This is a genomic window from Roseixanthobacter glucoisosaccharinicivorans, from assembly GCF_043195095.2.
In the GTDB taxonomy this organism is placed as follows: domain Bacteria; phylum Pseudomonadota; class Alphaproteobacteria; order Rhizobiales; family Xanthobacteraceae; genus NCEH01.
This window is the reverse complement of sequence record NZ_CM195538.1, coordinates 3,244,237-3,263,842: the sequence shown is the minus strand read 5'-3', so window position 1 is coordinate 3,263,842 and position 19,606 is coordinate 3,244,237. Positions and strand designations below refer to the sequence as shown.

Sequence of the window (19,606 nt, the reverse complement as noted above, 5' to 3'; positions counted from 1 at the left end):
CCCTACAATCTGAGCGGGTATTAAACATGTCTGGCCTGTTGAATTTATTCGGCATTTTTTTGCGCCTCGGCATGACCTGCTTCGGCGGTCCGATCGCCCATCTCGGCTATTTTCGTGAGGAATTCGTGGTGCGCCGGGCCTGGCTCACCGACAGTGCCTATGCCGATCTGGTTGCGCTCTGCCAGTTCCTGCCCGGCCCGGCCTCGAGCCAGGTCAGCATGGCCGTGGGGCTCATGCGCGCCGGCTTGCCGGGCCTGTGCCTCGCCTTCATCGGCTTCACCTTGCCGTCCGCCGTGCTCATGGTGGCCTTCGCCCTGATGCTGGATCGCGTGGGCGGGCTTGGCGGCGCCGGCTGGGTGGCGGGCCTGAAGGCGGCGGCGGTCGCGGTCGTGTGCCATGCGGTGCTCGGCATGGCGCGCGCCCTGTGCCCGGAAAAGCGCACCACCTCCATCGCCCTCTGCGCCGCCATCCTGGCGGTTTGCCTGCCGGGGAGCGGAGGGCAATTGCTCGCCATCGCGCTCGGGGCGCTCGCCGGGTCTTTCCTGCTCCATGCGGTCACCGGCGCGTCCGGCGATCCCTTTCCCCCCCTCGGCATCTCGCGGCGCATGGCGCTCGGCGCCCTGGTCCTGTTCGCCGCCGGCCTGCTGCTGCTGCCGGTCGTTGCGCAGCTCTCGCAATCGGGCGGTTGGGATCTGGCGGAGCGCTTCTTTCGCGCCGGATCGCTGGTGTTTGGCGGCGGCCATGTGGTGCTGCCACTGCTGGATGCGGAGACGGTGGGCACCGGGCTCGTGTCCAAGGACGCGTTCCTTGCCGGCTATGGCGCGGCGCAGGCGATGCCCGGCCCGCTGTTCACCTTCGCCGCCTTTCTGGGCGCTGTGGCGCAGCGCCCACCCTCGGGCATTGCGGGCGCAAGCATCGCCCTGCTCGCCATTTTTGCGCCGTCCGCCTTGCTGGTGGTGGGCGCGGTGCCGTTCTGGGAGCGGCTGCGCGCCGCGCCGGCGGCCCGGCGCCTGCTGGCGGGGGTGAACGCCGCAGTGGTCGGCCTGTTGGGGGCGGCTTTGTGGACCGTGGTGCTGCCGGAGGGCGTCACCGGCCCCTATGCCTTTGCCCTGGCTGTGGCGTGCTATCTCGGGCTGGCCGTGTGGCGGATGCCGGCTTGGGCTGTGGTGGCGTTCGCAGCGGCGGGCGGCGCCCTCGTGCTTTAAAGCAGAGTGCCGGAATGCTCCGCCTCAATCGGGGCCTTGCGCGCAGCCCCGCGCTTCGCCACTTTCATGTTTTTCCAGGACCGATCTCATGAGCGAAACCAATCCCTTCGGCGGCCGCATCACCCATCTCACCCCCGCCGAGGTCAAGGCCGGCATGGAGGATGGCAGCATCCTCCTGGTGGATGTGCGCGAACCTGACGAAACGCGCGCCGAAAGCATCCCGGGTGCCGCGCTGATGCCGCTTTCCGCCTTCGATCCCGCGGCCCTGCCGGACGCGCAGGGCAAGAGAATCGTCTTCTCCTGCCGCTCCGGCCAGCGGTCGCAGCGCGCGGCGGCCATCGTTCAGGCCTCCGGCTCACCGCTGGAAGAGCATATGCAGGGCGGGATTCTCGGCTGGAAGCAGGCGGGCTTCCCCACGGCGCAGGGCTGAGCGCGCAAGCGGCGCCCTCGGACCCTCCGGACCGGCGGCGCCGCGTCAGAACCCGCCGATCGCGGGCTGGGCGCTGGCAAAGCGAAGAGAGACGCGCGCCCCGCGCTCGCGCGGCTCGAAGGCGAGCTCCGCGCCGAGCTTGTTGGACATGGCACGCACGATGCGGTTGCCAAGGCCATTCGACTGGGCCGCGATGTCGGGCGAAATGCCCGCTCCGTCATCCTCCACCGCGAGCAGGATCTGGTCTGCCGCGCTGCGCAATTCCACCCGCACCGGACCCGATCCGCCGGGATAGGCATATTTCGAGGCGTTGATCACTAGTTCGGTCACGATCACACCGATGGCGACGGCGCGATCGGGGTCGATCTCGATCGGGTCCGCCTCGATGGAGAGGGTCACGCCGAATTCGGCGTGCTTCGCGGAAACCTGGAGATCGTCCAGCAGGGCGGAGAGATATTGGTCCGCCGCAACCGTGGTGACCTGGTCCGAGGTGTAGAGGCGCCGATGCACCTGGGCGACCGCCGCGACCCGCCCGCGGGCCGCGTTCAGCGCCTCCTGAACTTCCACGTTCTCCGTGGCGCCGGCCTGGACATGGAGCAGCGAGACGATGATCTGCAAGGAATTGCCGACCCGATGATTCATCTCCCGCAGCAGCAGTGCGCGTTCGGCGGCGAGGGCTTCGAAGCGGTCGCGCGCGGCGCGGATTTCCGCCTCGGCCGCCTCATGCGCCTTGCGCATCTTGACTGCGTCGAGTGCGGCCGCGATAGCCGAGCGCAGAAGTTCGATGAAGTCGCCCTGGATCTCCTTCACCACATAATCGGTGGCGCCCGCCTTCAGCGCAGCGACGGCGATGCGGCTCTCCTGGGTGCCGGTGACATAGACCACCGGGGGAGGATCGGGCAGCGCGCGGATGGCGGCGAGGGTCTCAAGGCCGTCCTGTCCGGGCATGTAATGGTCGAGCGCGACCACATGGATGCCGCCCTCGGCCAGCCGGGCGAGGCCATCGGTGCCTGAGGTCGCTGTTTCCACGACATAGCCGAGCCGCCCCAGCTGGCGCTGCACGAGGCGGCCGAGCCCGGGATCGTCGTCGACATAGAGAACCCGTACGGCCTCCGCCTGCGCAGCGTCCACCTCGGTGGCGGCGTCGCGCGCATGCTGTGAGACCGCATCGGGCTGCGCCGCTTCGGGCATCACTTGGCCTTCGGCACCTGGATGACGGAAAAGAACAGGCCCAACTGGCGGATCGCGTTGGCGAAGTTCTCGTAATTGACCGGCTTCGTCACATAGACATTGGCGCCGAGATCATAGCACCGCTGGATTTCCACCTTGTCGTCGGTGGTGGTGAGCACGACCACGGGCGACAGCCGCAGATGCTCGTTCTCCTTGATGCGCTTGAGAATATCCACCCCGGTCATGTCCGGCAGGTTGAGATCCAGCAGCACCAGCAGCGCGCGGCCGGCATTCTTGGCGGCGGTGCCGTCGGGCCCGAACAGGAAATCGACCGCGGTCGTGCCGTCGGTAAAGGGAAGAATCTCATTCAGCACGCCGGCGCGGCGGATATTCTTCTCGATCAGACGGGCATGGCCTTCGTCATCCTCGATCATGATGATGGTGACGTGTTCAGTCATGCTTTTCCTCTTCGGCATTCTGTACCAGGCGCCGCGGCAACGTGACCTTGAAGGTGGTGCCCCGTCCCAGTTCCGAATCCATGATAATCGCTCCGCCCATTCGTCGCACCAAGGTGCGCACATGGGCAAGACCAATGCCTTCCCCCGGCCGGTCCTGCGGGCCCGAGCGGCGGAACAATTCAAACACCCGGACCTTGTCGCGCGGATCTATGCCGCGCCCATTGTCGCTGACCAGATAGGTGATGTACCCGCGGCTCTCGCTGGCGGAAATCTCGATACGGCCTGGCACGTCGGCACGCAAATACTTTACCGCATTGTCGATCAGATTGGTGAAAATTTGCTCCAGCGCCAAGCGGTCGCTGACGATCGGCGGCAGGCGGCCGACCGTGAGGGACGCATCGCGCTCCAGCAATTGGTGCGCCATGGTGGCGGCGATATTCTCCACCAGCGGCGCCACCTCCACAGGCACGGGATGAAACTCCGCGCGCCCCTGGCGGGACAAATCGAGGATCGCCTTGATGAGCCGGTCCATCTTCGTGATGGACGCCTTGATGAAGCCGAACGCCTCTTCGAAATCGCGCCCCAGCTCGGCATCGCGCGCCACGTCCGTATCGTTCGCCTTTTCGCGCAAGGTGGCGATGCGATCGAACAGGTCGGTCCGCAGGGCCTCCAGCTCGCTGGTGAAGCCCATGATGTTCACCAGCGGCGAGCGCAGGTCGTGGCTCACGATATAAGCGAAGCTCTGAATCTCATTATTGGCTTCCTGCAGATCGGCGGTGCGCTCCAGCACGCGCCGTTCCAGGCTCTGATTCGCATGGGCGACTTCTTTGTGCGCGTCCCGCAAAGCGGCGGTGTTGCGTTGGACCAGATGCATGGAGAGGCCCGCAAGGCCTATGATCGCCACGACGCCGACGAGATTCACCAGAAGAAGCCACAGGCTGGTCTGGTTGGACGAGGTGGTGCGCTGGGCGAGCAACCGCTCTTCCTGGTCCCTCATGGCGTCGATCTGGGCGGTGATCTCGCGCATGAGCGCCTCGCCACGATCGGTGCGCACGACCTTGAGGGCGCCGGCGACATCGCCGGACTTGTAGAGGTCCACGGTCTGGCGCAGTTCCTCCAGCTTCTGGGTGACGTTCGGCTCCAGGGCCGCGAGCGCCCGCTGGCGATCCGGATTGTCGGCCGTGGTGGCGCGGGTCTTCAGCAGGGTGGGCACGACCTGCGCCAGGGTCTCCTCGAAGAAATCCAGATAACTGGCGTCGCCGGTCAGCAAATAGCCGCGCTGCGCGCTCTCCGCGCGTCGCACCATGATCTGCACCTGGGAGAGCGTGTTTTCCACCCGGAGCGTATGGCTGACCTGGGAGGAATCATCCTTGGCCCGGTTCACCAGCCAGATCGAGGCGGCACTGATCGCGATGAGAACCACGAAGCCGAGGGCCAGAACGGCCGATTGGCTCAAACCACGGGATCGGCGCAAAGGTTCAAGAAGGGGCAGGGACGTCAAAGACCGGGTCTCCGTGCAAGGGGCCGCCGTCACACACGGCGGCGTGTGCACACACGATTGCGAGGGTACACCTCCCGGCCCCGGGCTGGAGTCCAAGAATAGCGCAGTTTCCCCTGTCGAAACAACTTTCGGCCAAGGAAGTTGCAGGGAGGAGGAAAATAAAAGCCGAGCCCCAGCTTGTAGGTTCCGCGCCGACGCGCTTGGATAAGCCCGCGATCTCATTGCAAGTAGGAGTATCATGCAGCGTCCAGGAGCCGGCCCCTTTGCTCAAGATGCCACCGGGGCCGCCATGCGCGGGGAGGCCGACGCTTATGTCGAGGCCCACGGGGTGCCCGACATCGTAGAAGTGCTCCTGCCGGACACCAGCGGCGTGCTGCGCGGCAAATGGCTTCCCGGCCAAGCGCTGTCCAAGGTGTGGGACAGTGGGGTGCCGATTCCGCTGTCCATCTTCGGACTGGACGTGTGGGGGTGCGAAGTCGCGGAGACCGGCATTCATCTGGAAACCGGCGACAAGGATGGGTTGTGCTGGCCCGTGCCCGGCACACTCAAGCCGGTGCCCTGGTCACCCCGCGCCGCTGCCCAGGTGCTCATCACCATGCACGAGCCCGACGGTACGCCCTGGGTTCTCGATCCGCGCCAGCAATTGGCGAGGCTGGTGGACCGGCTCGCCGCGCTTGGCCTGACGCCCTGCGTCGCCTTCGAGCTGGAATTCTATCTGCTCAAGCCCGGCGCCGAGGGCGCACCGCCGGAGCCGGTGTTTCCCGCCACCGGCCAGGCGCGGCAGAACATGTATGCCATGTCCGATCTCGACGCTTTCGCCCCGGTGCTGCACGACATGCGCGCGGCGGCGGAAGCCCAGGGGCTGCCGACCGACACGGTGATCTCGGAGGCGGCGCCGGGGCAGTTCGAGGTCAATCTCTACCACCGCGCCGATGCGCTCAAGGCGGCGGACGACGCCATTCTGCTGCGCCGCGCCATCGAGGGCGTGGCCCGCAAGCACGGGCTGCGCGCCACCTTCATGGCCAAGCCGCTCGCCGATTTTGCCGGCAACGGCATGCATGTGCATGTGAGCCTGCAAGATGGCGACGGCCGCAACGTGTTCGCGCGCGAGGGCGGGGAGGGGGACACCCTGCTGCGGCACGGCGCCGGCGGGCTGCTCGCCACCATGGCCGACGCGACGCTGCTGTTCGTGCCGAGCTATAATGGCTATCGCCGCCTCGTGCCGGGCTCCTACGCGCCCACCGGTATCACCTGGGGATATGACAACCGCTCGGTGGCGGTGCGCGTCCCCAACGGTCCGCCCCAGGCACGGCGCCTGGAGCATCGCATTGCCGGGGCCGAGGCGCATCCGCATCTTGTTCTGGCGGGCATTCTCGCTGGCATCCTGGAGGGCATCGAAGCGCGGATCGAGCCGCCGGAGCCGCTCATCGGCAACGCTTATGATTACGACGTGCCGCGCCTTTCCCCTTCCATGGCCGAGGCGGTCCAGCGGTTCGCCGCTTCCGATTTCATCGCGCGTGCGTTCGGGGCGGAATATCGCCGGGTTTATGCGGTGATGAAGCAAGCCGAGCTGGACGCTTTTACGCGGGTCATCCTACCGCTGGAATATGACACTTATCTATAAGCGGTGTCCCTTTATCCGGTATTTTGGTAGCTATTGACGATGCCGTGTTCCCCGCCTAGCGTCCATCGCGGATACGCTGGGCCTGGGGAGCGTCTCGTGCAATTTCCGGACGTGCGGTGGAGGGGCCTGTTCGCCTCTGTTCGCCTGACGATTGCTATTCTTGTCGCGAGCACCGGTTTTGCCGCCGCGCAAAGCTGGAACATGTATGACAATTACAATACGTCCTACACCGTCCCCTATGCGACCGATCTGAGCCAGGCCCTGGCCAACGCGGCGGCTGGAAGGCCGGGACAATCTCTCACAATTGCCATGTCCATCAACGGTGGCCCGGCCTTCTATCCCACACTCGATACCGGCTCGACCGGCATCGCCGTGGGAACCCAGGATTTCATCAACAAGAACCAAGCCATTCCAACTTCGAACGGCACCGTGGGCTGGGTGTTCTACAACAGCACCGACGTGCTGCTGACCGGCTATTTCACCAACGCTACGGTTTCATTCAGCGGCAGCAAGGTGGACGGCACGACCACCCAGACGGGCGTGGCAGTCACCACGGACACGATGCCCATTCTGGTCGTGACCCACAGCCAATGCCTCAATCCGGACAGCGCGAATGGCTGTCCTCCAGGGAGTGTGACGACCGCCAACCCCAATTCCGTCACCGCCACGCCGAATTGCACCACTGGCGTGAACTGCGCCGGCGCGCTGATGATGGGGGTTGGCTTCGATCGCAATACGATGGGCGCGGGCACCGTCGATGTGTCGAACACGACAGAGGCCATCAAAGTTCTGAACGGCAAGCCCACCACATCCTCGATCTACAATCCGTTCCTCAACATCACCGGCATGAACGAGGGCACTGTCCGCCGCGGCTACATCATCACGCCCACCCAGGTCGAGCTCGGATTGACGACCGCCAACACCTCCGCTGCGGCCTTCACCTACGGCCAGCTGGCCTTGGCGAACCCCTCTGCGGCCGGCGGCCCCAACAATTGGCAGGCGGTCCAGGCGCAGGTGACGATTCAGGTGCCAGGCAGCAATGTCGTGTCCGGCACCGGCACGCTGCTCATGGATACCGGCGTGACCGACGCCTTCATTGAAGTGCCCGGCGCGCCGGACGGCGTCGCGCCGGTCAACACCACGGTGGGAATCTCCTTTGTCGGGGGCAGCGCCACCTACACCATAACCGCGGGCGACACGGGCAATCCCCAGGTCCCCGGCGTGATCAATCTCTACAATCCCGCCAGTCAGTTCGTGAATTCGAGCCTGCACACCTATGCCGGCTTCGATGTCCTCTATGACGGGGATGGCGGGTTCATCGGGATTGCCCCGAACAATTTCAGTTCGCAGACCAATGCGAGCGTGAAACAGATCATCGCCGCCCAGGGCAATCTCGATCTCACCCAGGATTTCGCGACCGACCTTCCGGTGCTGCTGATGGGGGCAAGCACCGTCTCCTCCACCGGCGCGGCCACTTTCAACAGCCCCATTTCCGGCTTCACGGGCAGCGAAGTTCTCACCCTCGCCAGCGGCACCATTTATCTGAACGGCAGCATCACGCACCTGGGATCAGTGGCGGTGACCGGCGGCACCACGGTGCTGAACAATGCCGCGACTGGCGCGGTCTATTCCGGCGCGCTGAATATCGCGAAAGGCGCCGCGTTCCAGTCCTATACTGTGGTCGATACTGGCGGCAACGCGACCGGCGGCTATAGTGTCGGCAGCGGCGCCACGCTCACCAATGCCGGCACGTTCACGGCAACGACGGTGTTGTCGAACACCAGCGTCTCTTCGGGAGGTTTTTCCGCAATCTATTTAAGCGGCTCCTCTGGTGCGGGCCAGCTCTCAGTCCCCTATGGTGGTGTCCAGATCACCGGCACTTTTGGTGGTGTCCAGATCACGGGCGTCGCTGGTGGGGCGCAGATCTCCGGCGGCGCTGGGCCCGTCCCGCAGACATTCGCATCAGTATCGCCGAGCAGCGCCACCCCCACAGGCCAGCAGGGCCTTCTGGTGAACGACGGCACCATCATCAATACCGGCATCATCAATGCCGACATCGTCAATAACGGCACCTTCAAAAACAACGGCACGCTGAATGGCACCGTGATTGTGACTGGAACCCAGTCCGGCAGCGGAACGGTGACGAACCTGCTCGCCCAGAGTGGGTCCACCGTCTCGCCCGGCAATTCCATCGGCAAGATCCTGGTAGCCAACAACGCCGCATTCGCGTCCGGCTCCACGCTGCTGATGGAACTCGGCGCCAACGGCACCTCCGACCAGATCCTGGTGGGCGGGGCCGTGATTTCGGATGGTGCGCAGATCCACCTCAAGCCGGGCGCCGGTTTCGTGCCGCAATATGGCGCCAGCTATACGCTCATCAGTGCCGCGAGCATTTCCGGCAGTTTCGTCTTCGCCGCAGATTCCGAGATCGGAACGGCGGGCGCGCTCTATCCCTTCCTCGGTTCGGGCTTCTCGGTATCGAACGGCGATCTCGTGGCAACCCTCGGGCGCAGCGCGGTGCCCTTTGCCGCGTTGGCGCAGACGCCCAACCAGGCGGCCACCGCTTTCGCGGCCGACAGCCTGCCGGTCTCCTCTTCCCTCATTCCCGCACTGGCCATTCTGACCGCCGGGGCAGCGCCCGCCGCCTTCGACGCGCTTTCCGGCGAAGTGCACGCCACGGCCCAGAGCGTGCTCCAGACCCAGTCGACCTATGTGCGGGATGCGATTTCCGGCCGCCTGCGGCAGGCGACATCCGGCACTATTGTCGGCGATGCGCCCACCACGGCCACGCTCGGTTCGCTCGGCGCCACCTTATGGGTCCAGGCCTATGGCGGCTGGGGCGATAATAACGGCAATGCCAACGCCTCAGGCTATTCCAGTTCCATCGGCGGCTTCCTGATCGGGCTCGATACCGCCTGGGCGGACTGGCGCGTCGGCCTCGCGGCGGGCTTCGGACAGAGCACGTTCGACCTCGACACCGTGCCGTCCAACGGGTCCAGCGACACTTACGACCTCGCGCTCTATGCCGGCCGCAGCTTCGGGGCGAGCGCGATGGGGGCATGGGCGGTGCGCCTCGGCGCCGCCTATTCCTGGCATGACATTTCCACCAGCCGCTCGGTGGTGCTGCCGGGCTTCGCCCAGGGCTACGGCGCCGGCTATGCCGGGCGTACGGGCCAGCTGTTCGGCGAACTTGGCTACGACTTTGCACTGCCGTCCCTGGGGAAGGCGTCGGTGCTGGAGCCGTTTGCCGGCTTCTCCTACGTCGCCCAGTCGACCGACGGTTTCACGGAAAGCCTGGGCGCGGCCATGCTGTCCGGCCGGGCGAGCGATTTCGATACGCTGAGCACGGTCCTCGGCCTGCGTGGGTCGAGCGAGCTGCGGCTCGGAGCCGCGCCGCCCCTGACCTTGTCGGGGACGCTCGGCTGGCAGCATGCGTTCGGCGATCTGGCGCCCACCACCACCATGGCGTTCGCCGGAGCGCCCATACCCTTCACCGTGACAGGCGCGCCGCTCGCGGAAGATGCCCTGGTGGTCGGCGCCGGTCTCAGCGCCAAGCTGGGCGAGGCGGTGGACCTCGGCATCTTCTACAACGGCCAACTCGGCTCGAACATCACGGAAAATGCGGTGAAGGGGAACTTCACCTGGCGCTTCTAGCCTCGCCGTTCCCGTTCTTCGAGGCGGGACGCGACGCGTGGGCGCAGGGTGATTTTGTTTGCGGCAGATCAAAGCGCGGGGAAGGGGACGGCTTAGCTTCCGTTGCAGGAAGGGAAACGTGCCATGCCTGCAGACGTCGCAATCACCATCACCGCAATCGTTCTGGCTTTCGTCGCCTTTGCCGCGGTTCTCGCCTGGACCGATCATTACACCGGCTCGGCGAAGCGCTGAGACACCGGATGGCGGACATGAAAAAGGCCCGGCGCATGCCGGGCCTTTTTCATTTGGGATGCAGACGCGCCCGGGCTCAATTGTCCAAGAACGAGCGCAGCTTGCGCGAGCGGCTCGGGTGCTTGAGCTTGCGCAGGGCCTTGGCCTCGATCTGCCGGATGCGTTCGCGCGTGACGCTGAACTGCTGGCCCACCTCTTCCAAGGTGTGATCGGTGTTCATGCCGATGCCGAAGCGCATGCGCAGCACGCGCTCCTCGCGCGGGGTGAGCGAAGCGAGCACGCGGGTGGTGGTTTCCCGCAGGTTCGACTGGATCGCCGCGTCGATCGGCAGGATCGCGTTCTTGTCCTCGATGAAGTCGCCGAGATGGCTGTCTTCCTCGTCGCCGATGGGCGTTTCGAGGGAGATCGGCTCCTTGGCGATCTTCAAGACCTTGCGCACCTTTTCCAGCGGCATGCCGAGCTTCTCGGCCAGCTCTTCCGGGGTCGGCTCGCGGCCGATCTCATGCAGCATCTGGCGCGAGGTGCGCACGATCTTGTTGATCGTCTCGATCATGTGCACCGGGATGCGGATGGTGCGGGCCTGGTCGGCGATCGAGCGGGTGATCGCCTGGCGAATCCACCAAGTGGCATAGGTCGAGAACTTATAGCCGCGCCGATACTCGAACTTATCGACCGCCTTCATGAGGCCGATGTTGCCTTCCTGGATCAGGTCCAGGAACTGGAGGCCGCGGTTCGTGTATTTCTTGGCGATGGAGATAACGAGACGCAGATTGGCCTCGACCATTTCCTTCTTGGCCTGACGGGCTTCCTTCTCGCCCTTCTGGACCATCTGGACGATCTTGCGGAATTCCGCGATCTCGAGCGCCGTCTCAGTGGCGAGCGCGTGGATTTCCCCGCGCAGGTCCTTGATGCCGTCCTTCTCGTGGGCGACGAAGCCCTTCCAGCCCTTGGAGCCGAGCTTGGAGACCCGCAGCACCCATTTCGGGTCCAGCTCATAGCCCTGGTACTGCTTGAGGAAGTCCTCGCGCTGCACGCCATAGCTCTCGGCGAGGCGCAGCAGGCGGCCTTCCAGGCCCACGAGGCGCTTGTTGATCTCGTAGAGCTGCTCCACCAGGGCGTCGATGCGCGCCTGGTTGAGGGACAGCGACTTCACGTCGAGGACCAGGTCTTCCTTGAGTTTCTTGGCCTTGCGCTCCTGCGCCGGGGACAAGGTCTCGTTGTTGAGCCGGGATTCGACGTTCTGGTCCTGCAGGCGCCGCAGCTTCTTGTAGCTGTCGGCGATGCGGTCGAAAGTCTCCACGACCTTCGGCTTGATCTCGGTTTCCATGGCGGCGAGCGACAGGGAATTCTCCATGTCGTCCTCGTCGTCGCCGGGCGAGGCGCCGTCGCCCAGCAGGCCGTCTTCACCGGCTTCCGGGGCCAGCGCGGTCTCGCCTTCCATGACCGCCGGCGGCACGTTCTTGCCTTCCGGGCCGGCATAGGTGGCTTCGAGATCGATGATGTCGCGCAGCAGCACGCGGCCTTCGGTCAGCTCATCGCGCCAGATGATGATGGCCTGGAAGGTCAGCGGGCTCTCGCACAGGCCGGCGATCATCGCCTCGCGTCCGGCCTCGATGCGCTTGGCGATGGCGATTTCGCCCTCGCGGGAGAGCAGCTCCACCGTGCCCATTTCGCGCAGATACATGCGCACGGGATCGTCGGTGCGCTCGGCCGGCTCCGACTTGCTCTCGGAGCGCGCGACGGCGCGCGGTGCGGCCTCGGTCAGCTCGCCGCCCTCGACCTCTTCCGGCTCGTCGGCGGCTTCCGCTTCCTCGGTCTGCTCTTCCTCGGCGGCCTCTTCGGCCTCAACGACATTGATGCCCATGTCGTTGAGCATGGCGAGGGTGTCCTCGATCTGCTCGGAGGTCACTTCCTCGGAGGGCATCACTTCGTTGAGCTGCTCATAGGTCACATAGCCGCGGCGCTTGGCATTCTTGATCATTTTCCGAACGGCCGCGTCCGACAGGTCGAGCAACGGCCCGTCGGGGCTGTCGTTCTCCTTCTCCGGCGCTTCGGTCGCTTCGGTCGCCTGCTTCGCCATGGACATCTCCTGACAAGTCGCCGCGTGTGTTCCACGGCGAAATGGCGACGCAACCCCACAGGATTTCGCCGCCTTCCCTTAATCGCGTGGGCGACCCTAGGGCCGTCCCGTTAAATCAGCCTGAACCGGACCGCCTGTGAAAGCGGAAGGTTCCATTTGCGCAGCGCACCACACTGCGGCAAGAAAGGGCCACGCTTGGTGATTCACACCGACCGTGCAGAGCCGCGTCCGGACGACGCGCCGAACCCCTCAACCAGGGCTTCGGTCCCCTCCACGGCCGAGAGGCGTTCCCGCACATCGCGCAGCCATGCGAAATTGGCTTCGCTCGGGTCATCTCCCAGAGAGCGTTCAGCCTCCCTCAATTCTCTAGATAACGCGTAAGCCTTGCGATGCAAGGCCGTACACTGGCTCCACCAGAGTCTCACATCCTCGTGCCCGGTATCAGGGTAGGCTGGCCAGTCCATTCTGGGGTTTGCGACCGCCCGCGCGCGCCGCGAAAGCGCCTCTACGCCCATTTTTTCCAATTGCTGGGCCAAGCTGAGCGAATCACTCGCCTTGCCTTCCATATGGGCATCCAGCAACGCGCGCCGCAGGGTGTCGGCATCGGCGTTGGCAAACGGCAATTCGGCGATTTCCTCGCCATTCTCATCCATCAGCCAGGGATGGTTGAGCAGGCAGAACAAAAGCAGCGCCTCGCCGCGCGGCAGGGACGACAGGGGTCCGCGAATGAGCGAGGTGCGGGACAATTCTCCCCCGCCGCGCACCGCCAGCGGCTCTTCGCGCGGCTTGAACCGCCCCCCGCGCATATCCGGGTTGCGCGCACGGCCTGCCGCCACGAAGCCTCGTGCTTCCCGCGGCGGGGAGAGCAGGCGTTTGAGCCGTTCGTTCAAATCCTGGCGATAATGGCGGCGCACATTGTCGTCGGCGATGGTTGAGACCACTTCGCCGATCCGCGCCTCCAGCGCCGCGCGGCGCTCGGGCGTTTCTAGATTGGCGCCTTCCAACTCGCGCGCCCAAAGCATGGCGGCGAGCGGCTCGGCGCGGGCAAGCACGGCTTCCATGGCTTCGCGGCCGCTGCGGCGGATCAGATCGTCCGGATCCTGGCCTTCCGGCAGCATGCCGAAGGAGAGACTGCGGCCGGGCTTGAGATGGGGCAGGGCAAGATCAATGGCGCGGAAGGCCGCGCGCCGACCGGCCTTGTCGCCGTCGAACAGCAGCACCGGTTCCTCGGCCATGCGCCAGAGCAATTGCAACTGCTCCTCGGTGAGCGCGGTGCCGAGCGGCGCGACGGCGCCCTCGAACCCCGCCTCCACCATGGCGATCACGTCCACATAGCCTTCCACGGCGATCACCCGCGCCCCTTTATGGACGGCGGCGCGCGCGGAAAAACCGTTGTAAAGCAAAGACCCCTTATGGAAGAGAACGGTTTCCGGCGAGTTCAGATATTTCGCCGCCACGTCCTTTTCCAGCGCCCGCCCGCCGAACGCCACCACCCGGCCCTTGAGATCGGTGATGGGAAACATCACCCGGTCGCGAAACCGGTCGTACGGCACGGGAATGTCGTCGCCGGAGATCAAGAGGCCGGTTTCCACCATGTCGGCGACACTTACCCCCGCCTTGCCGAGCGCTTCCTTCAGCGCATAGCGCTCGGGCGCGGCATAGCCGAGGTGGAAGCGCTTCTGGATGGTGGGCCCGAGATCTCGGTCCGCCAGATAGCCGCGCGCCTTCGCGCCGGCCCGGGCCTGGAGATTCTCCTCGAAATATCGGGCGGCGAGCGCCATCACTTCGTGCAGGGAGCGGCGGCGCTCTTCCTTTGCGGCGGCTTCCGGCGTCACCTGCGGCAGGGCGAGGCCGGCCATGGAGGCTAGGCGCTCGACCGCCTCGGCGAACGGCAGTCCCTCGGTCTCCATCAGGAAATCGAACACGTCCCCATGCTTCCCGGATGAGAAGCAATGGTAGAAGCCCTTCTGGTCATTGACGAAAAAGGAGGGCGTCTTCTCGGCGTTGAAGGGCGAGAGGCCGGCGAACTCGCGCCCCTGCTTCTTCAGCTTGACGCGCCGGCCCACCACCTCCGACACGGGAAGCCGTGCGCGGATCTCATCGAGGAATGAGGGCGGAAAGCGCATGCGACGTCAGATTGCTCTTTGCAGGAGGCACGCATCATAGCGCGGGGACCGTATAATAAAGCGCCAATGTGGCGATGCGCCCGTCGCCCCCGGTGACGGCGCGCAGCTGGCGCGGGAAAGCGGGAACGCCCCCGCTATCCCCTCTATCCACAGTGGATAACGCTGCGGGCGGGATCGCTCACGCGGCCGTCAGCGCATCCTTCACCCAGGCGGAGGCCTTGCCGAAGTCGATCGCGCCGGCGTGGCGCTCCTTGAGCACCGCCATGGTGCGGCCCATGTCCTTGATGCCCTTGGCCTCGATCTCGGCGACCACGGCGGCGATGATGGCGCGGGTTTCCGCTTCGCCGAGCTGGCGCGGCAGGAAATCCTGGATCACGGAGATTTCCGCGCGCTCTTGCTCGGCAAGCTCGGGACGGGCGTTCTCGGTATAGATACGCGCGCTTTCCTCGCGCTGCTTGACCATCTTGGCCAGCAGGGCGCGCAGATCATCATCGCTCAGCGGGTCCTTGCCGAGGCCGCGCGCTTCGATATCGCGATCCTTCAGCGCGGCGTTGACGAGGCGCAACGTGGAAAGGCGCACCTTGTCATGGGCCTTCATCGCATCCTTAAGGGCGGTGTTGATATCGTCGCGAAGCAATGTCTGTCCTCTTGAAGCTGTTGCGGCCAAAGTTCGAGCCGTCTGGCGCCAGGCCCGCGTCCCCAGATCGGCGATGCATTCGCCACACCCGAGGTGCTCATGCCGGCCGAACGCGGCCAGCGGGCCAAAAGCGCACCCTCGACCCCGCATATACCCCGAAACTGGAAAAATCCCGAGCGGAATGGCGGGCATCGTGCGCGAAGCACTGGAAGTGCGGCGCGTGACTCATTATCTAGGCGAGCCATGACGCAGGAACAAGATCACGCAAACGTCCCGGCCGAAGGCTGGGCCGAGCCGAAGCCGACCGCGCTTCTCGTGCTCGCCGATGGCACCGTGCTCGAAGGCTTCGGCCTCGGCGCAGTGGGAGAGGGTGTTGGCGAGGTGTGCTTCAACACCGCCATCACCGGCTATGAGGAAATCCTCACGGACCCTTCCTATTCCGGCCAGATCATCACCTTCACCTTTCCGCATATCGGCAATGTGGGGACCAATGAGGAGGACATCGAGACGGTGTCCATGGCCTCGGCCTCCGGGGTGCGCGGCGTGGTGCTGCGCACGGCGGTGAGCGATCCGTCCAATTACCGCGCCACCCGCGGCCTCGACCAGTGGCTGAAGGCGCGCGGCATCGCCGGCATCAGCGGCATTGATACCCGCGCGCTGACCGCGCTGATCCGCGACACCGGCATGCCCAACGGCGTGATCGCCCATTCGCCCGACGGCGTGTTCGACATTCCGGCACTGAAGGAGAAGGCGCGCGCATGGCCCGGCCTGGAAGGCATGGACCTGGTGCCCGGCGTCACCTCCGTGCAGCGCTTCGAATGGGACGAGACGCCCTGGCAGTGGAATGCCGGCTTCGGCACCCGCACCGAGGGCAAGTTCCATGTGGTGGCCATTGATTATGGCGTGAAGCGCAACATCCTGCGCCTGCTCGCCCGCGCCGGCTGCCTGGTGACGGTGGTGCCGGCCACCACCTCGGCGGACGAAGTCATGGCGCTGAAGCCCGACGGCGTGTTCCTTTCCAACGGCCCGGGTGATCCGGCGGCGACCGGGGAATATGCGGTGCCGGTGATCCGCGAGCTGATTGCGCGCGACGTGCCGACCTTCGGCATCTGCCTCGGCCACCAGATGATCGGGCTCGCCGTGGGCGGCCGCACGGTGAAAATGCACCAGGGCCATCATGGGGCGAACCACCCGGTGAAGGACCTGACCACCGGCAAGGTCGAAATCACCTCCATGAACCACGGCTTCGCCGTGGATCGCGAGAGCCTGCCCGACAACGCGGTGGAAACCCACGTCTCGCTGTTCGACGGCTCCAATGCCGGGCTCTCGCTCGCCGACAAGCCGGTGTTCTCGGTGCAGTATCACCCCGAGGCCAGCCCGGGCCCGCAGGACAGCCATTATCTGTTCGATCGCTTCGTCGCGCTGATGGCGAAGAACAAGGCGGCTTGAGCCTCCTGGCGCTCCTCCCGAGGGGGAGCGCCATTGATGCCCTCAGTGCGTCAAAACCTCAGTCCAGAAAGTCCCCGTGCGCTTCCACATGCTTGGCGATGCCGAGCGTGTGCTCGCGCACGAGGCGTTCGGCCAGGTCGCCGTCGCGCTTCTCGATCGCCTCGACGATGCGGGTGTGATCGACGATGGAACGCTGGGCGCGATGGTCCTGCGCGATCGTCACCTTGCGCACGCCGCGCATGTGGGGGAACAGGCTGTCGGTGGTGTCCGCGATCAGCTGGCAGCCGGACATGCGGATGATCTGGCGGTGGAAGGCGAGGTTGGCGGCGGAATATTCGGAGACGAACTCTTCCGGATTGCGATCGGCGAAGGCGCGCACATTCTCGCGCAGCATGCGGATTTCCGCGTCCGAGGCCTGCTGGCAGGCGAGGCGGGCGGCCATGCCTTCGAGCGCGGCCCACACCGTGATCATCTCCAGGATTTCCTGCTTGGTCTTGCGCACCACGAAGATGCCGCGGCGGGGCACCGAGCGCACATAGCCTTCCTGCTCCAGCAGGGTCATGGCTTCGCGGATGGGGGTGCGCGAGACGCCGAGCTTTTCGGAGAGCTGGCGTTCCTCCAGCCGGATCTCCTCGGCGTGGCTATAGATGTCCATCTCCATGATGGCCGCCTTAAGCGCCTTGTATGCCTTCATGCGGAAGCTCGATTCGGTCTCGATCGGCTTCACGTTGATGTCCTGGTACGTCATCTCACCCCTTGCCCCGACTGCGCTGCGCGCGGCCCGCCACGCCCCGCCCGCCCGGCGGGCGAAATACATCATACTGTGATGGCATCGAATATAGCTTTCGGCAAGTAATGCCGGCAAAGCCAAGAGTCGCACTCTGTTCTGTTGCAGTGCAGCGCACGCAGTTTGGAGTGATTCCGCATCGCTTATTGACACCGGGTATTTTGCATACCAGCATGGGATCAATGATGCGGCCGCAGTTTTCCCTCGGGGAAGGGCGGTGGCCGGAGCCTTCGACAACCACGGGCAAACCGTGGGCGCACAAGGTGAGGAACAGCTGATGATTACCGTGGACGACATCCTGCGCGAGAAGCGCGATACCCGCATCGTCACCGTGCGGATGAACGAGACCGTCGCGACCGCCGCCATGGTGATGAAGCGGGAGAATATCTCCAGCGTCGTCGTCAAGGACGTCTGCCGGACCGAGGGCAATACGGTGGTCGGCGTCTTTTCCGAGCGCGATGTGACCCGCGCATTGGTCGCGCATGGCGCCAACACGCCGAATATCACGGTGGCGACGCTGCTGAAGCGCGCTGTGATCTCGTGCGAGCTTGGCGATTCCATCGCGACCGTGCTGCGCCTCATGAACGAGCATCAGGTGCGCCATCTGCCGGTGATGGTGGATCATGCCCTGGTGGGCGTGATCAGCGCCACCGATTTGATGCGGCACTATCTCCATGAAGAAGAAGTGCACACCCATGCCGAGCAGGCCGATATGGGCCTGACGGCGGGGCTCGCTGCGCTGCGCTGACGCTGTTTCCCGCTTGCGTAAGGCTCCGCGCTGCAGATTGGCCGTGGGTGTAGGCGGGCGTTCCTACAGTTTTTCGATGTGACCGCCGCAAACCGTTTGCGACGTCAGGGTGACAATGATATTTCTGTATTTGGCATACGAAATTCAATAGACGGCATATCAATCATGACGCATGGTGATGTGCTGTTGCAAGCCGGCACAGATCGGCATCGCAAAGTGGTTGGGGACGGTTCCAGGGGTTTGGCATGAGCAAGGCACTTGATGGTGTGCGCGTGCTCGACATGACGCACGTGCAGTCCGGTCCGTCGGCAACCCAGTTGCTGGCTTGGCTTGGCGCGGACGTGATCAAGGTCGAGATGCCGCGCCGTGGCGACATCACCCGCACCCAGCTGCGCGACAAATCCAACGTCGACAGCCTCTATTTCACGATGCTCAACGCCAATAAGCGCAGCGTCACCCTCAACATCAAGTCGCAACAGGGGCAGGACGCCCTGGTCCGCCTGATCGAGCGGTGCGACGTGATGGTGGAGAATTTCGGCGCCGGCGTGCTGGAGCGCCAGGGTTTTTCCTGGGAGCGCATCGAAGCCATCAACCCGCGCATCATCTACGCCTCCATCAAGGGCTTCGCGGAAGAAAGCGGGCTGGAGGCGAAGGCCTATGAGACCATCGCCCAGGCCATGGGCGGCGCCATGAGCACCACCGGCTGGCGCTCCGGCCCGCCGACCGCTGCCAGCGTCCAGGTGGGCGATACCGGCACCGGCATCCATTGCGTAGCCGGTATTCTCGCCGCGTTGTTCCAGCGCACCGTCACCGGGCGCGGCCAGCGGGTGGATGTCGCCATGCAGGATTGCGTCATGAACCTGCTGCGGGTGAAGCTGCGCGATCAGCAGCGTCTCGCCAGCGGCCCGCTCAGCGAATATCCCGGCGCCCCGGCGACCGAGAGCGTGCCGCGCGCCGGCAATGCCTCCGGCGGCGGCCAGCCCGGCGCGGCGCTGCGCTGTGCGCCCGGCGGCGAGAACGATTATTGCTACGTGATCATCCAGCCCCAGGGCTGGGCGCCGCTGATGCGCCTGATCGGCCGCAAGGACCTGATCGACGACCAGCGCTTCGCCAGCCATGAGGCGCGGGCGCAGCGGCTCGAAGCGTGCTTCGAGCTGATCGAGGCCTGGACGCGCCAGCGCACGAAATTCGAGGTGATGAAGGCCCTGCAGGCCATCGACGTGCCCTGCGGCCCCATCCTCTCCACCAAGGACATCATGGAAGACCGCGCGCTCTACGACCGCGGCTTTCTCGTGGAGGTCCCCCATCCTGAGCGTGGGACCTATGTGACTGTCGCCTCCCCCATCCGCCTGTCGGAAAACGACGTGCCGGTGGAGCGGGCGCCTCTGCTTGGCGAGCACACGGAAGAGGTGCTCTCCTGGGTCGGCTTCAGTGCCGAAGATATCGCGACTATGCGCGCCACCGGCGTCGTGTAATCCGTCAACACGCCGCCCCAAGAGGGACCCA

The 19,606-nt window shown here is 65.2% G+C and carries 14 protein-coding genes; 7 read left to right on the top strand and 7 right to left on the bottom strand.

Translation table 11 applies throughout. From position 1 onward, the window contains the following. The first annotated feature begins 26 nt into the window (after positions 1 to 26). Entirely contained in the window at positions 27 to 1,205 is a 1,179-nt protein-coding gene (gene chrA, locus V5F78_RS15165; RefSeq protein ID WP_394071238.1) for a chromate efflux transporter, read from the top strand. Positions 1,206 to 1,293: 88 nt separating this feature from the next. Further along, entirely contained in the window at positions 1,294 to 1,635 is a 342-nt protein-coding gene (locus tag V5F78_RS15160) for a rhodanese-like domain-containing protein (protein WP_394071239.1), read from the top strand. Between the two features lie 45 nt (positions 1,636 to 1,680). Here V5F78_RS15160 and V5F78_RS15155 read toward each other — a convergent pair whose 3' ends face one another. The 3 genes from V5F78_RS15155 to V5F78_RS15145 are packed head-to-tail and all read right to left on the bottom strand — an operon-like array spanning position 1,681 to position 4,719. Beyond that, entirely contained in the window at positions 1,681 to 2,826 is a 1,146-nt protein-coding gene (locus V5F78_RS15155) for a response regulator (RefSeq protein ID WP_394071240.1), read from the bottom strand. After that, positions 2,826 to 3,263, bottom strand: a complete 438-nt coding sequence (locus V5F78_RS15150; protein WP_394071241.1) for a response regulator — start codon at positions 3,261 to 3,263, stop codon at positions 2,826 to 2,828. The genes V5F78_RS15155 and V5F78_RS15150 overlap by 1 nt, the downstream gene beginning before the upstream one ends. Beyond that, complete coding sequence (locus tag V5F78_RS15145) at positions 3,256 to 4,719, bottom strand: sensor histidine kinase (protein ID WP_394071242.1); 1,464 nt, start codon at positions 4,717 to 4,719, stop codon at positions 3,256 to 3,258. Before V5F78_RS15145 ends, V5F78_RS15150 begins: the two co-directional genes overlap by 8 nt. Before the next feature lie 283 nt (positions 4,720 to 5,002). Between V5F78_RS15145 and V5F78_RS15140 the strand changes: the two genes are divergently transcribed. Both V5F78_RS15140 and V5F78_RS15135 read left to right on the top strand, forming a co-directional pair. Then, positions 5,003 to 6,388 (top strand): glutamine synthetase family protein, encoded by a 1,386-nt coding sequence (locus tag V5F78_RS15140; protein ID WP_394071243.1) that lies wholly within the window; start codon positions 5,003 to 5,005, stop codon positions 6,386 to 6,388. A gap of 96 nt (positions 6,389 to 6,484) precedes the next feature. Then, positions 6,485 to 10,042, top strand: a complete 3,558-nt coding sequence (locus V5F78_RS15135; RefSeq protein ID WP_394071244.1) for an autotransporter outer membrane beta-barrel domain-containing protein — start codon at positions 6,485 to 6,487, stop codon at positions 10,040 to 10,042. Positions 10,043 to 10,349: 307 nt separating this feature from the next. Here the strand turns inward: V5F78_RS15135 and rpoD are convergent, their stop codons facing one another. The 3 genes from rpoD to V5F78_RS15120 form a co-directional block, all read right to left on the bottom strand. Continuing rightward, complete coding sequence (rpoD, locus tag V5F78_RS15130) at positions 10,350 to 12,353, bottom strand: RNA polymerase sigma factor RpoD (protein WP_348847420.1); 2,004 nt, start codon at positions 12,351 to 12,353, stop codon at positions 10,350 to 10,352. Between the two features lie 203 nt (positions 12,354 to 12,556). Beyond that, positions 12,557 to 14,479, bottom strand: a complete 1,923-nt coding sequence (gene dnaG, locus V5F78_RS15125) for a DNA primase (RefSeq protein WP_394071245.1) — start codon at positions 14,477 to 14,479, stop codon at positions 12,557 to 12,559. A gap of 178 nt (positions 14,480 to 14,657) precedes the next feature. Further along, positions 14,658 to 15,116, bottom strand: a complete 459-nt coding sequence (locus V5F78_RS15120; protein ID WP_394013392.1) for a GatB/YqeY domain-containing protein — start codon at positions 15,114 to 15,116, stop codon at positions 14,658 to 14,660. Positions 15,117 to 15,359: 243 nt separating this feature from the next. Here V5F78_RS15120 and carA point away from each other — a divergent pair, with 243 nt between their 5' ends. Continuing rightward, positions 15,360 to 16,565 carry a glutamine-hydrolyzing carbamoyl-phosphate synthase small subunit gene (carA, locus tag V5F78_RS15115; protein ID WP_394071246.1) on the top strand — a complete coding sequence of 402 codons (1,206 nt, stop codon included), beginning with the start codon at positions 15,360 to 15,362 and terminating at the stop codon, positions 16,563 to 16,565. Positions 16,566 to 16,623: 58 nt separating this feature from the next. Here carA and V5F78_RS15110 read toward each other — a convergent pair whose 3' ends face one another. Continuing rightward, on the bottom strand, positions 16,624 to 17,313 hold the full coding sequence (locus tag V5F78_RS15110; protein ID WP_394071247.1) for a GntR family transcriptional regulator: 690 nt from the start codon (positions 17,311 to 17,313) through the stop codon (positions 16,624 to 16,626). Between the two features lie 319 nt (positions 17,314 to 17,632). Between V5F78_RS15110 and V5F78_RS15105 the strand changes: the two genes are divergently transcribed. After that, positions 17,633 to 18,100 carry a CBS domain-containing protein gene (locus tag V5F78_RS15105; RefSeq protein ID WP_394071393.1) on the top strand — a complete coding sequence of 156 codons (468 nt, stop codon included), beginning with the start codon at positions 17,633 to 17,635 and terminating at the stop codon, positions 18,098 to 18,100. Between the two features lie 245 nt (positions 18,101 to 18,345). Then, complete coding sequence (gene frc / locus V5F78_RS15100) at positions 18,346 to 19,575, top strand: formyl-CoA transferase (protein WP_394071248.1); 1,230 nt, start codon at positions 18,346 to 18,348, stop codon at positions 19,573 to 19,575. The last annotated feature ends 31 nt before the right edge of the window (positions 19,576 to 19,606 follow it).